13 protein-coding genes are annotated in these 13183 nt (G+C 37.9%); 10 read left to right on the top strand and 3 right to left on the bottom strand.

Going from position 1 to position 13183, the window contains the following annotated elements:
• Positions 1–333: 333 nt before the first annotated feature.
• On the bottom strand, positions 334–1488 hold the full coding sequence (locus tag FLM47_RS08010; protein WP_178956105.1) for an IS110 family transposase: 1155 nt from the start codon (positions 1486–1488) through the stop codon (positions 334–336).
• A gap of 131 nt (positions 1489–1619) precedes the next feature.
• Between FLM47_RS08010 and FLM47_RS08005 the strand changes: the two genes are divergently transcribed.
• The 5 genes from FLM47_RS08005 to FLM47_RS07985 all read left to right on the top strand — a co-directional run bounded on the left by FLM47_RS08005 (position 1620) and on the right by FLM47_RS07985 (position 6803).
• Positions 1620–2093, top strand: coding sequence for a hypothetical protein (locus tag FLM47_RS08005; protein ID WP_178954436.1), 474 nt, complete (start codon positions 1620–1622; stop codon positions 2091–2093).
• Between the two features lie 119 nt (positions 2094–2212).
• Positions 2213–3280 (top strand): hypothetical protein, encoded by a 1068-nt coding sequence (locus FLM47_RS08000; protein WP_178956104.1) that lies wholly within the window; start codon positions 2213–2215, stop codon positions 3278–3280.
• A gap of 115 nt (positions 3281–3395) precedes the next feature.
• A complete protein-coding gene (locus FLM47_RS07995) occupies positions 3396–4202 on the top strand; it encodes a hypothetical protein (protein ID WP_178956103.1) in 807 nt (268 codons plus the stop codon).
• 430 nt (positions 4203–4632) lie between these two features.
• Positions 4633–4842, top strand: a complete 210-nt coding sequence (locus tag FLM47_RS07990) for a hypothetical protein (protein WP_178956102.1) — start codon at positions 4633–4635, stop codon at positions 4840–4842.
• Between the two features lie 251 nt (positions 4843–5093).
• A complete protein-coding gene (locus tag FLM47_RS07985; RefSeq protein ID WP_178956101.1) occupies positions 5094–6803 on the top strand; it encodes an amidohydrolase in 1710 nt (569 codons plus the stop codon).
• Between the two features lie 463 nt (positions 6804–7266).
• On the opposite strand, the gene FLM47_RS07980 is transcribed toward FLM47_RS07985, so the two are convergent.
• On the bottom strand, positions 7267–7869 hold the full coding sequence (locus tag FLM47_RS07980) for a thiamine biosynthesis protein ThiC (RefSeq protein WP_178956100.1): 603 nt from the start codon (positions 7867–7869) through the stop codon (positions 7267–7269).
• 803 nt (positions 7870–8672) lie between these two features.
• Here FLM47_RS07980 and FLM47_RS07975 point away from each other — a divergent pair.
• The 5 genes from FLM47_RS07975 (at position 8673) to FLM47_RS07955 (ending at position 11704) form a co-directional block, all read left to right on the top strand.
• Positions 8673–9044 carry a hypothetical protein gene (locus FLM47_RS07975; protein WP_138606163.1) on the top strand — a complete coding sequence of 124 codons (372 nt, stop codon included), beginning with the start codon at positions 8673–8675 and terminating at the stop codon, positions 9042–9044.
• Between the two features lie 124 nt (positions 9045–9168).
• Positions 9169–10125, top strand: a complete 957-nt coding sequence (locus FLM47_RS07970) for a cyclase family protein (protein ID WP_178956099.1) — start codon at positions 9169–9171, stop codon at positions 10123–10125.
• Between the two features lie 151 nt (positions 10126–10276).
• The gene (locus tag FLM47_RS07965) at positions 10277–10855 is read left to right on the top strand and encodes a cold shock domain-containing protein (protein WP_178956098.1); all 579 of its coding nucleotides are present in this window, start codon (positions 10277–10279) and stop codon (positions 10853–10855) included.
• A 122-nt stretch (positions 10856–10977) separates the two neighbouring features.
• The gene (locus FLM47_RS07960) at positions 10978–11277 is read left to right on the top strand and encodes a DUF6419 family natural product biosynthesis protein (RefSeq protein WP_178956097.1); all 300 of its coding nucleotides are present in this window, start codon (positions 10978–10980) and stop codon (positions 11275–11277) included.
• A 52-nt stretch (positions 11278–11329) separates the two neighbouring features.
• The gene (locus FLM47_RS07955) at positions 11330–11704 is read left to right on the top strand and encodes a hypothetical protein (protein ID WP_008113868.1); all 375 of its coding nucleotides are present in this window, start codon (positions 11330–11332) and stop codon (positions 11702–11704) included.
• An 87-nt stretch (positions 11705–11791) separates the two neighbouring features.
• Here the strand turns inward: FLM47_RS07955 and bktB are convergent, their stop codons facing one another.
• The gene (gene bktB / locus FLM47_RS07950; RefSeq protein WP_178956096.1) at positions 11792–12985 is read right to left on the bottom strand and encodes a beta-ketothiolase BktB; all 1194 of its coding nucleotides are present in this window, start codon (positions 12983–12985) and stop codon (positions 11792–11794) included.
• Between the last annotated feature and the right edge of the window lie 198 nt (positions 12986–13183).

The following is a 13183-nucleotide window of genomic DNA, read 5'->3' as shown; positions in this document are numbered from 1 at the left end:
TTTATTGCCTCTTAACGAGGCGTTGGTATGACTCCCACTGTCAAGTTAAGCACACTGATCCTTGCCTAACTTTTTAAGCCATAATTACTTTAGCTCGAATTAGAGCGAGTTAATACATAGGATGAAGCAAGTAATGTCGTCGGTTATCTTGCTGATATTCGTTGGTTATTACTATTTCTAGTAACAGAGCAGACCTTACTTATTTCGTCGTGGCACCTGTCTTCAGTCTATGTTCGTGGTTCAATGCAGCGTTAGCTGCATTGCCATCCTAACGCCGTCGGTGGTTGTGCCACACCCGATGCTTGATCCCATGCATTAACTCTAATTCGTTTATCATGCGGGTACTCTTGCCAATCTCAGTTTTGTATTCACTGGCGTAAGCACCACTTCTTTAGCAATGGCCCATATGTACGCAATCATTTCTCGGGCAATTGCAGTGACAACAAGGTTGTAGTGTTTCCCTTTGGCTATCATTTTTTTATATCGCTTGCAGAGCCTAAGCTGTGCTTTCCACGCAATATCAATAATGTCCTTTGGTAAACCTTCTTGTCGTTTTTGCATATCTGTGGATATATTTGCTGCATAGCGATAAGTATGTGCACCTTCCACAAGAAGGCGCCTTGCTCGGCCGTTCCCGCATTTTGTGATGGCGCCAATATGGCGTTTGCCACCACTCGAGTGTTCACTGGGTACAAGACCGAGGTAACTCATTAATTTGCGGGGATGGTCGAATCGCGATAAATCGCCAAGCTCAGCCACAACGCCAGTGGCGACCAACAAACGAACACCACGCATAGCTTGTATTGCTTTTACTACAGGGTAATATCGCCATTGATGGACGTGATGTGTTAGCTCATTGTCTAGCCGTTCAAGTCGGCTTATTCGTTCATTAATCGTGTGAAAAAACTCTTGTAAAACGATGTGCTGCGCGGGATGTGGCAACACAAGCTCAGTGAGCCAACGTAAATGCTTTTGTGACCAATTTGCAGTGCCTTTGTAATTAATATTATTACGAAGCAGCAGTGCTTTTAATTGATATTTAGCATCTTTTAAATCTTTCATGGCTACTTCGCGTGCGCGAGATAAATCACGTACAGCTTCATCTTCAGGCTCGGGAACATAAATAGGTGTTAAATCTTCAGATTTAAGTAATTTAGTGAGCTTAAGGGCATCACGTTTATCGGTTTTAATCTTCTCGCCTGGTTTTTTAGGAATAAGAGACGGGGCAACCACATAACAGCAATGGCCAAGGCTGGTAATCAATCGATAAATCCAATAACCACAGGGACCTGCTTCATAAACAAAGTGTAGCGTTGCGCCAGGGTATTTAGATTCGAACTGACGAACAAGCTTTTGAACGGCCACTTTTGAAGAGGGAATTTGGCCAAGATGAACAGGTTGAGCGCCTCTATGTTCTTCAATATAGGCGACTTCATTGAATTCTTTATGTGTATCAAGACCGATAAAAAGTATGCTATGTTTATTCATGTTAGCCTCTGCTGTATAGTTATTTGACAAACTAATTATGGCTCTGGCTTTGAATTAAGCTAACCCACGAAAAGCGGAGGCTAACACCGTGTGGGAGTCATTATGTCTATATGCCATAGAAGAGTCTCACTATGAATCTAGACGATATTGAATTGGTTGCACCAGGGGTTTCTGATTTATCACAAAATGAACATGAGGCATTGCAGCGTTTTACTTTGTTATGGTCTTTATTTGAAGCACAAAAATTAGATGAAAGAGCTTCCGTTAGAAAAATATCAGAAAAAATAGATCTTTTAGATGTAGAGCTAGATTGGTTTAAAGAGCAATTAGATTATTTTAAGAATCGCTATATCGATGAGGGTAATTCAAATCATCACTATGATAATTTGCACTTACGGCCTAACGATAATCCTAAAAGAGTCCTATCTGTACTTAAAGGTGAAAATTCTGATGCAAAAGATCAATTAATAACGTGTCTAACAATTGTGTACAGGTTTAGAAATAACTTTTTCCATGGCGTCAAATGGGCATATGGAATAAAAGGTCAGCTAAATAACTTTACTCATGCAGCAACCTTGCTTAAAAACTGCTTGGTTAAGTTATAAAACGGCATATAACAAGCTAATTAATAAGGACAAAAAACAGTTGGCTGTTTTCGTTCCTCAACATTTTAGCCAACAATTTTTTGCCCATTATTAGGGCGTTATACCTTTCGGAGGTTTAGGTGAAAGTTGAATTCAAAGAAGAAAATAATAACCTAACCATTTCTGAAGATGGGGTTGAATTACTAACAATTGAAAAGCAAGATAAAGATTCATCTGTATTAGCGTACTATTCTGAAGATTTTACTGATGAACTTGCAGTCAAGGTTTTACATTGTGACGCAACTGAAATTCCTATGGGGCTCCAGTTTTTTTCTAGTTACACTAATAATGATTTCGAAATCATAAATTGGGTTGATATACAACGTGATGGTGAACCTGTCGAAATCGAGTTATCAATAACATTTGACTGGGAAAAATGGGATAAACCTATTGTCATAGGCAAGTTCTTGGAACTATACAGCACTGAATTGGAAGCTTTTGGGTTTAAAACTAGGATACTTAAAGAAACCACGGACGCTTGGGCATCGGTAAATGTTATTATCTATATCGAAGCAGGTTGCTTAATAGACTATGTAATATCTAGCAGTCGCAAAGCTAAAGATATTTATGAGCAATTGCTCATAAATATAATAAAAAATGATGCGCAAAGCTCGTTCGTTAAAATATTTAATTTTCCAAAAGAGTATGAAGTAATCTGTAGCCAATATATCCTTTGGTTTGGTGAGCTACTTAACACATTAAATATAAACGCAAATGTGACTACTGAAATTAAAGAAGGTAAAACATCAATAATTGTATCTCCAACTGATGCTCCTGAATTATTAGAGGAAATTGAAAGGCTCTTTTATCAGTACCTTGCTCTTCCATACTCTGAGTACTTACCTTGTGAAACGGATACTACTTCGCATATTGATGAAGCTACATTTCAGCTTTTAGCCAATCAAGTAGAGAACTTTAAATTACAAATTCAAATGAAAGAGTCAATGATTCAATTTAAAGACGCAACGATATCTTCCTTGGCGTTTGAGAACCAGAAAAAAGATAATGAATTATTGTTATTAAAAAGTATTAAAAACCAAGATGAATTGAAAGTTCTCAATGGTGCAATTAGTGTAGGAGAGCTTAAATGGGGCGCGGTGAGAATAAACTTTAAAAAAATCGCAGATATTTTCACTAAAAAGGTATAACAAGGCCATTAAGAACGGACACGTAACAGCTTGCTCGGTTCCGCTTTGCTTCACATTTTAGCAAGCTATTACATAGCCGCTTATGGCGGCGTTAGGGTTTCTTAGGAGGATGGCCTTGAATTCAGATGACACGTCAAAGAAATTGCTGGAGGGATTGGGCTTTAGTGTCACGAAAATTCCAGAAAACAATGACAGGAAAGAAGCAGATTTCTTGGCTAAATTTGGTGGCGATAATTTTCTAATTGAGGCTAAAGTAAAATCAGACTCAGAGAGTGAAATAAATAAGAAGGAGGATACTCTTTCAAGGGGCGACGTGTTTATATCAGAAGCTTCGCTAGGAAGGGATGAAACAATTTCTACAATAATTAGACATGCTTCTAAACAGCTCAGGTCATCCTCAAGCTTTCATGATCATAATTATAAATTGATTTTTATATTTTGCGTTGATATCAACACAAAGACAAAATCAGATAAAGTCATCGACACGTTGTATGGAAGAACCCAAATTATTGAAATGAACAAGCCCAACCCTGTTCTAAAACCATGCTATTTTTTTAGGCATGCAGATCTATACCGAAGAAAAGATGATATTGACGGTGTTGTTATTGGCTACGAAGATCTGCAAGGTAATGCTAATTTTCAGCTTTGCCTGAACACCTACTCAGATAACTACAGCAAAATTAAGGGCAGTTTACTTGTAAGTGAATTTGGCGCTGCGTTAGTAGATCCTATTAGTGAAGAAGAAAATCAGAAAGCCTATATTCCAGACATTAATATTCCACGTTCAAAGCCGAATGAGAGTTACTTGACACCGCTTTATAACCCCATGCTTCATCACCTTAAAGAAAAGTACGGGACGGAATTACTGATGAACGTAGACTTCGATTCTCCTGAATTTTCAATTAGAGGCTGCGGAGATTAACCTTAACAAGTCAATCAACTACGCGCCTTTGGCGCCGGACAGCCTACATAACCAAAGGGGTCAAATCTTGACTTCAGACATCAAATTCATGCGGCAATCTTACAAGCTGCTTTAAAATAAAATGCTGGTGGCTCACTAGCTAATTAATCTCTAAGTTAAATTTAAAGTAAAAGGAAGTTTTTATGAAAAGTATTTGGGGTTAGTATGCAAAAAAAAGAAGACTCTAAAAAAGATGACAAATAGATATCATGTTCAAGCTAATTAATAAGAGCGTTAGGTTTTGAAGGAAGATTATGGACATGAAATTTATTTAGATATTGTTACTATTTTTAAGTTTTAATGCACTTGCAAATAGTGACGCTAAGCCTATTAAACTGATTTAGAAAACTAAATTAAACTGATTCGGAATAGGCTGGATTTCGTCGAGCAAATGGATTCAGCAAGCAATTCAGATATAAAAGGCTTAGAAAAAGCAGCCAAAGATAATGCACTCACTTTGATTCTATTTGCTTTCTTTTCTACATGGTGGGCTAAATCAATCGGTAGAAGTGCATTAGGCTGGTTCCAGTATTTCAGTAATCGCTTTTTGTGCTTGGCAGCGCCGAGCAAACATCAACTACTGCAAGAACTACTCGCATAGAGTCTAATTTATCTAATAATTACTTTAACTACATAGAGCGGGTATTTCTGTGCGTGAGATTTAAGTTTTACAACGATATTTACTTAGTTAAGGCTGAAACTTGTTTTAATAGTCATGAGAAGCCTACTCCCGAGCTGATTAGTAAACTATGTGACACAATTTTAATATATTAATTATGGGTGTCACTTTATGTTTTTGTTTAAAACATCATGTGCTAAATTTATTACAGCTATATTTACAGGGAAGATAAAATGACAAAGCGATTACGTTTTTTATTACCATCAGTATTATTTTGTTTTGGAACAAGCGCGCTAGCAGCTGAGCCGGTTTTATATTACGGCGGAGATATCCTCACTATGGAAGGAGAAAAGCCGCATTATGAGGAAGCTTTAGTTGAGTCAGAAGGGCGGATTGTTTACCTTGGCAGCTTAGCGAAGGCCAGAGAAAAGTTTGACAATCTACAAAACAAAGACCTTCAAGGGAGAACACTTTTACCTGGTTTTTTGGATGCCCATAGCCATATGTACAATACGGGTTTAATTGCGCAATTGGCAAATTTATTACCTCCTCCCGATGGCCCCGGTGCAAATTTTAATAGTTTAGTGACAACAACTAAAAAGTGGATGGAGTCTGCTGAAGGGAAATTCATTATCGGAAAATTTGGTTGGGTGTTAGCTAATGGGTATGACGATTCGCAGCTTAGCGAAAAACAACATCCAACTAAAGATGTTCTAGATAAAATTTCGTCTAAATACCCAGTGCTTATAATGCATCAATCGGGTCATCTAGCAAGTGTCAATTCAAAAGCTCTAGAAGTGGGTGGCTACACAAAGGATACCAAAGACCCCAAAGGCGGTGTAATTAGGCGCTTGGCCGACAATAGTCCTAATGGCGTGCTTGAAGAAGCGGCTTTTTTTAATCTATTATTGCCTATTGTTGCCACTAAATCTGATGCTGAAGTACAGCAAAGGTCCATTGAGCTTGCTCAGCTGGAGTATGCTAAAAATGGATATTTAACAGCTCAAGATGGCCGCACCACAGCGGATGCGACTGCGGCATTAGAAAGAGCAGCTCGTGAAAAATCGCTATTCATTGATGTTGTTTCATACCCTGACATTGTTTGGAATAAGTCAGCTGTTAAACCCGAATTTTATAATTCAGATCGCAGTTATGTTAATCGATACCGAATAGGGGGTGTTAAATTAACTTTAGATGGTTCACCACAAGGAAAAACGGCTTGGTTATCATCACATTATCATACGCCGCCTGAGGGTAAACCGCTGGACTATAAAGGTTATCCTATCATGAGTGATGAGGTGGCCATTAAACATATAAACACGGCGTTTAAAAACAAATGGCAGATTATTGCTCACACCAATGGTGATGCAGCGATTGACCAATATATTAAAGCTATTAAAGTGGCTAAAAAAAGTTATGGGTATGATGATCACCGTAGCGTGATGATTCACGGCCAGACTTTACGTAAAGATCAAATCCCGGATTTAGTCGATTTAGGGATCCTCCCATCGTTGTTTCCTATGCACACTTTTTACTGGGGCGATTGGCATGTAGAGTCTGTTTTGGGGCACCCAAGGGCAGATTATATTTCGCCATCACGAGATGTAGTTGAGGCTGGTTTAACGGTTACTTCTCACCATGATGCCCCTGTGACATTTCCAAACTCAATGCGAGTGCTCGATGCAACGGTTAATCGTATTACGCGTTCGGGTAAAGTATTGGGGCCGGATCAACGTTTAACGCCTTATGAAGGGTTAAAAACATTAACGCAATGGGCTGCTATTCAATACTTTGAAGAAACAAGTAAAGGTACGCTAGCTGAGGGAAAGCTCGCGGATTTCGTCATTTTAAGTAACAACCCTTTAAAAGTGGAACCACTTACTATTAAGGATATAAAAATAGTGCAAAGCATTAAAGAAGGTCATGTTGTATATTCAAATTGATATTCAACATGAAACAATTTTAACGCTTAACTATACGACTGCTTTAGTCGCCGTCGTATTAAACCTCAGCCTTGAGGTGCAACAGTGAAGTTTGAGATTTAATGAATATTAACCAAAGGGATCAAATCTTGACTTCAGACATCAAATTCATGCGGCAATCTTATAAGCTGTTTTTGAAATAAAATGCTGGTGGCTCACTAGCTAACTAATCTCTAAGTTAAATTAAGGAAAAGAAAGTTTTTATGAAAGGCATTAATTGTAAAAGGAATTAAACGTATTTGGTTCATGCTAGTTGTGTGCCCAATGTTAATTATTTTAGGTGTAGCTACCTTTGCACCGTTATTAGGGGAGTATATGTATTATTTGCAATGCTTAAAAAGTAAAACACTGACGGATTAACATTTAATATCCGCCAATGTTTACACTTTATTTAAAGGAGTACATCAATTTGTGATAGTCAGGCTTAACCTTTTCTACGGTTAAGACTTATCAAACATATCGCTAAAAGTAATGTTGCAATCATACCAGAGGCACCTGCAACACCTGATGGCAGAAATCCATCACGTCCAAAAGTAATTAAAATGGCATTGGCTAACATTGCAACCACGCCTACAAAAGCTGTAAGCCCTCCTAATGCTTTACCGCCTCTGGCTATATAAGACAGTCCAAAAACAAGTGCCGCTAATCCTAATAATACTTTGGCTGCGTAGTAAATCATGAATGACAAAGCAACCACGCCATTAATTAAAGGTTGTGCTCCTTCTACTGAGCCTGCAACTTTGCCAAATGTTGAAAATAACGTAAGGCCAATACTCACTTGAACTATGTTAAGTACCGCGCTAAACGTAATAGCCGACCATCCTAGTTGAGCGTTTTTTGCTTGCACCATAGCTGAGCCTGCAAAAGCAACGAGCAAAGTAAATACCAGAGCTTCTAGTCCCCAAGCAAACTGCCTTGAAAAGCTAATTTCAGCACTGTAAAGGGCTGAAAAAATAGCCTGTGATATAGCCAATACCAACAATAAAGATGCTGAAATTAGGATGGTGCGTTTATTCGTAAACTCCATTATATACCTCTTATAATTTTATATTTAACGCTTTAAAAAGATGCAGTAGCTTTGAAAATACAAAACATATGAAACTTTATATAACTAGCGTTCACTCTTGGGCCTGTTTATCTTTAAAGGTTAAATTTGCAACAGTCTATTTGATCTTTTAGCAAGGCCTATGTGGTGTGGTTATTCCCCATAAATTGGCGATAACCTAGTATAAATACCAAACAAGCGTTGCCCGAAGGGGTCTTCCTCTGGGAAATTTATTCATTGTTACTCGGTTTATACTTAGCCCACTAGGTTACAATCTCACACCGCGATTAAATCCCCCTTAGATTGAACAAATTTTAAGTCTGAAAGATCAACAGGTCCTCAAGATACAAGACAGGTGAAACTATTTAATTATTTCACTTAAGTTGAAATAAATTAGACACCTGAACTTGTTAAATAAACAGAACTAATAGTGCGAGAGGAAAAACGGGGGCTTTATTAACTTCATTTTTTAGATGGAAAATAAAGAGGTTGCCTAACTGACTGTTTAGCTTTTGGAAAGGTGAGATATACGGATACACAGTTTTTTATACATAGGTTATAAAAGAACCAATAGAATAGTAATTAACTATAGCTATGACTTACAAAACTAAATGTAAGGCATAAACCCAGTTTTATACTGCCATAGCGATTTAACGAAAATTTATAAAACTTCTAACGGTTAATTTTTTGTAAATATTTGTACCTTTTTTGTTTACTTTTTAATTTCATATGCTAATTTTTAAATGCTCGGTTGAGCGAATAATAATCAAATTTAAGGATTAAAAATGAAAAACATACTAAAAACACTATTTATTTGTGGTGCTGCGCTTACAGCTAACTCTGCTTTTGCAACTGATCTAGTTTGCGATGTATATCCAAATGGTTCAGGTGGAAACTCGATGAACGGAAGATCAAACTGCTTTACCATAGATTTTAGTTTTGGTAACCAAACAACAGGGAAGTACTATTTACAGAATATTTCAAAACCGATTAACAAAGTTATTTGGCAAGGCGATGCATCTTGCACAGGCGGTACATCGTGTAATATGACTGTAAGAGCTTACAGAAGCTATAGTGCATCTGCTTTAATTTTGTATAAAGATGGGACCTATGAAACGACAAATACGTCTCGTATGAGCTATGAAACAGGCCATTAGTAATCATCGCTTATAATAGAAGAACAATATAGATCAGTATTTATTGTGAGAATGCATGTAGCGGCTTATTTTAGTCGCTATTTTTTTGGATAGCGTGTTAAACATATACAGATAAGGAGATACGATGAGACTGGCAATGTTGATGTCGTTTATGTTTTTTTTAATTAGTTGTTCGAGCTTAGCGACCAATAGCAAAGAATTAAGTAAATCTAAGCAAACTGAAGAGTTTATTACTCTTGTCAGTCATGCCAAAACCTATGACCTGTCTCATAATTGGGATGAAAATTCCCCAATAGCGTCCGTTAACCCAAAATACTCAATGGCACTTAATGCAACCCATGCTGATACACGTGGTACATTTGGTGATAACAATCAGCTCTCATTCACCTCCGAAATAATGCAATGGAGTGGTCACCATGGAGGTCCAACTATTGATGCGTTAGGTCATATTGGTCGAGATGGTTTACTGTATGGTGGAGTAGATGCGGCGCAAGCGACCAATGATCGTAGAGGAATAGGACGCAGTGGTGTAGGGAGTGACTTAGGAATTGATCATTATCCTGTAAACTTATTGAGTAACCGAACGGTATTACTTGATGTGGCTCGCTTTATTAACGGTGACGATACCCCATTGGCTGCAGATTTTGACATAACAGCGTCACATTTAAAAAGAACAGCAAAATCGCAAGGTGTAAAAATTAAAAAAGGCGATACTGTGTTTATTAGAACGGGGTGGGGGCAATATTTTGCTAATAACCCACTGCAATATATTGCAGAACATGCTGCAGGCGTTGGTGTAAGTGGTGCACAGTTTTTAATAAAGGCTGGTGCAAGTGTTGTGGGTAATGACACCCTTACTTTTGAAAAACGCCCACCTATTGCTACAGAACCCTCATTTCAGGTTTTTCCGGTACATATGATGTTATTAGCAGATAACGGTATTTACATAATAGAAAACTTGTTCCTTGAGGAGCTAGCTAAAGAAAAAGTCTATGAGTTTATTGCCATTGTGCCGCCGCTTAAAATACGTGGTGGCACTGGCTCGGCATTACGCGTATTTGCACTTACAAGTAACTTATAGTTGAATAAAGAGTAAGGTTAATAGTGGCTACTGTTTTTATATACAGTGGTATCGTTTTTTGAAATAAGAAACATACACAAAGAGTATTTTTCTTTATCATGATAAAAGTACTGGCTGTAAAATTAACAATACTTATATGGACGACTCAAGGATGAACAAAGGAATATTAAAATCGTGGAATGACGATAAAGGCTTTGGCTTTATTAAATCAAGCACACTGCAACACGATACCTTTATACACATATCGTCGCTCAAACATATGAGTCGTAAACCTAAAGTGGGTGACATTATCTATTTTGAGGTTGCGACTGAGCCTAACGGTAAAACTAAAGCTGTAAATTGCCGTATTGAGGGCGTACTAGCACAACCACACATAAAAGCTTTAACAAGGCCGGTTAGATTAAGCAAAACCTCAGGTAAGAACTCACCTTTAATGAAACTCATAACGTTTGGTATTATTGTTAGTATTGGCTTTAGCGTGTATAAAACCGGTTTTTTAAATACCAAGCAAACACCTGTAGTGACTAACGCTAATTTAGAGTCATTTATGCCCGCTAGTTCAAACTCACTTACTAAAACACAGCAAGCATTTCGCTGTGATGGCCGCCAACATTGTAGCCAAATGACCTCGTATGCAGAGGCATTATTTTTTATTCAACATTGCCCAAATACTAAAATGGACGGTGATAAAGACGGAGAGCCCTGTGAACGGCAGTTTGGGAATAGGTAGTTTTTATATTGAGGTTATTAATAAACTAAAAATTAGTTTTGGGCCCTTAGGGGGAATACAATTTTTAGTAATACAGTTATAAATAGCTGGTGGATTTAAAGCCATTTATCAAGGAAGTTGTTATGTTTAAAGTAATAATTGGATGTGCTGTTATATTTTCGTTTGTTTGTATGTTACTCGCTGCGGCACCTTTTACGCCTGCAATATCAGGTTCATTTATTATGCTGTTGTTTGCAGGGGCTATAGGTTACAAGGGCTATCTGCAATCAAGCTTAATACTGCTGTTAATTAATACGCTTGCAGTTATTGGCAGCCCAGCTACAGATATAGACAACACCCAAACATTACTGTTTTTACCAATATTATTTTTAATCTCATTTGGTGGTGTTTTATTAGGCGTAAGAAAGTTAACGAAATTGTAAAAGAAGATGCCGAAGGGATATATGATTATATTATGGAGCAGGTTAATAAATTATGAGTGATAGAGAAATTTGGGTCGCTATATTAATTATGTCATCTATTATTTCTGGGATCCTTTATGTGGTTTTTGGCCAAATGACCGTACGTAAATTAAGAAAAAACCCTAAAACAAAAGATATACTCGGTCTAGAGGTTATTAGTGGTTGGGATATTATAAATGTTGCTCAAGCATTCTCCTTGCCAAGGCGTTGGTTACTTAAAATTGAAAAAAGTAAGTTTTCTTTTATGTATGCGCACTCTTCGTTGTTATTTGAAAATACAACCAAATTCGATAGATTTCTTGGATGTATCTTTTATTGGTTATTAACACTTTCGGGTCTATTTGGCGCTTTACTCGTTGTACTTAACTTATTTGGCGTTTTTAGTTAATTGGTGTAAATATTGAATTGGCTAGTTATGTGACTAGCCAATTCAATTATCAACTTTATTACTACAAAAATGATTTAGCTTTACTCATTAAAGCGCTTCAAAAATGGCTGCTATGCCTTGCCCGCCACCAATACACATTGTGACTAGCCCATATTTGCCTTGAGTTCGTTTGAGTTCGTACAAGCATTTAGTTGATAAAATTGCACCCGTTGCGCCAACAGGGTGGCCTAAGGCAATTGCACCACCATTCGGGTTTACCTTATGGGCAGGGAAATTTAACTCGTTAGCAACGCACAGTGCTTGTACTGCAAAGGCCTCGTTAGACTCAATCACATCCATATCGTCGATGGTTAAGTCGGTTTTTTCAAATACCTGTTGTACTGCAGGAATAGGGCCGATACCCATTAAAGTAGGATCAACGCCTGCTCTGGCATAACCCACTAAACGAGCGAGCGGTTTTAAGCCTTGCTCATTTGCTTTTTGCTCTGACATAAGTACCAACATGGCTGCACCATCGTTTATACCTGATGAGCTTGCTGCGGTAACGGTGCCATCTTTTTTAAAGTAGGGCTTTAAAGATGCAAGTTTATCGGCTGTGGTATCGGCGCGAACATGTTCGTCGGTGTCAAAAATATGCGTCCCTTTTCGCGACTTGATTTCTATTGGCACAATCTGCTGTTTAAAATGACCTGCAGCAATGGCTTTTGCAGCTTTATGATGGCTTTTTGCTGCGTACTCGTCTTGCTGCTGACGGCTAATTGAATATTTTTCTGCAATGTTTTCAGCTGTTATTCCCATCGGGTTATTATCCCATGGGTCTTGTAAGGTCGTGGTGAGCTCATCAACCATAGTGCTATTACCCATTTTTTGCCCCCAGCGGTTACTTTCGAGGGTGTAGGCAGAGCTACTCATGCTTTCTGCTCCGCCAGCAAGGGCTGCATCTACATCACCTAATTGAATTTGTTGTGCCGCTTGTATGATTGCTTCAAGCCCAGAACCACATAAACGATTAAGCGTTACAGCGTGGCTGCTTATAGGTAAACCCGCATCTAGCCCAATGATTCTTGAAAGGTATGCGTCTTTAGAGCCGTTATGAATTACTTTACCAACTACAGTTGAGCCAACTTGGTTGGGTGATAGCTTGGCTCTGGCTAGTGCTTCTTTCGCACATAGAGTGCCTAGCTCGGCGGGCGTGAAATGTTTAAGGCTGCCACCAAAGCTGCCGATAGCGGTACGCACTGCGCTTAATATAACTACGCTATTGTTATTAAGTTTTGTCATTGTTTTCTCTTATTATTTTTATGTTTATAACCACTTTGTGCTGAGCTTGTGTTGAGTAGAGCCAAAGAGATTAATAGTTTTATTAATGCATCAAAGCATAATTTTTAAATAAACTAAAGGCGAGGTTGTTTAAGCTGTATGTGTTATTTAATAAAGTGATGAGTAAAATAGGTGTGTGGCAATGATACTTTTAGTTTT

It is taken from the genome of Pseudoalteromonas sp. Scap06 (genome assembly GCF_013394165.1).
In the GTDB taxonomy this organism is placed as follows: Bacteria; Pseudomonadota; Gammaproteobacteria; order Enterobacterales; family Alteromonadaceae; genus Pseudoalteromonas.
Note: the sequence above shows the minus strand (reverse complement) of the source record. Positions and strands in the feature narration are given on the sequence as shown.

Excerpts from the sequence above, each read along its gene's own strand:
- FLM47_RS08010 (WP_178956105.1), bottom strand. The coding sequence starts at position 1,488 with ATGAATAAACATAGCATACTTTTTATCGGTCTTGATACACATAAAGAA.
- FLM47_RS08005 (WP_178954436.1), top strand. The coding sequence starts at position 1,620 with ATGAATCTAGACGATATTGAATTGGTTGCACCAGGGGTTTCTGATTTA.
- FLM47_RS07990 (WP_178956102.1), top strand. The coding sequence starts at position 4,633 with ATGGATTCAGCAAGCAATTCAGATATAAAAGGCTTAGAAAAAGCAGCC.
- FLM47_RS07985 (WP_178956101.1), top strand. The coding sequence starts at position 5,094 with ATGACAAAGCGATTACGTTTTTTATTACCATCAGTATTATTTTGTTTT.
- FLM47_RS07980 (WP_178956100.1), bottom strand. The coding sequence starts at position 7,869 with ATGGAGTTTACGAATAAACGCACCATCCTAATTTCAGCATCTTTATTG.
- FLM47_RS07975 (WP_138606163.1), top strand. The coding sequence starts at position 8,673 with ATGAAAAACATACTAAAAACACTATTTATTTGTGGTGCTGCGCTTACA.
- FLM47_RS07970 (WP_178956099.1), top strand. The coding sequence starts at position 9,169 with ATGAGACTGGCAATGTTGATGTCGTTTATGTTTTTTTTAATTAGTTGT.
- FLM47_RS07965 (WP_178956098.1), top strand. The coding sequence starts at position 10,277 with ATGAACAAAGGAATATTAAAATCGTGGAATGACGATAAAGGCTTTGGC.
- FLM47_RS07960 (WP_178956097.1), top strand. The coding sequence starts at position 10,978 with ATGTTTAAAGTAATAATTGGATGTGCTGTTATATTTTCGTTTGTTTGT.
- FLM47_RS07955 (WP_008113868.1), top strand. The coding sequence starts at position 11,330 with ATGAGTGATAGAGAAATTTGGGTCGCTATATTAATTATGTCATCTATT.
- bktB (WP_178956096.1), bottom strand. The coding sequence starts at position 12,985 with ATGACAAAACTTAATAACAATAGCGTAGTTATATTAAGCGCAGTGCGT.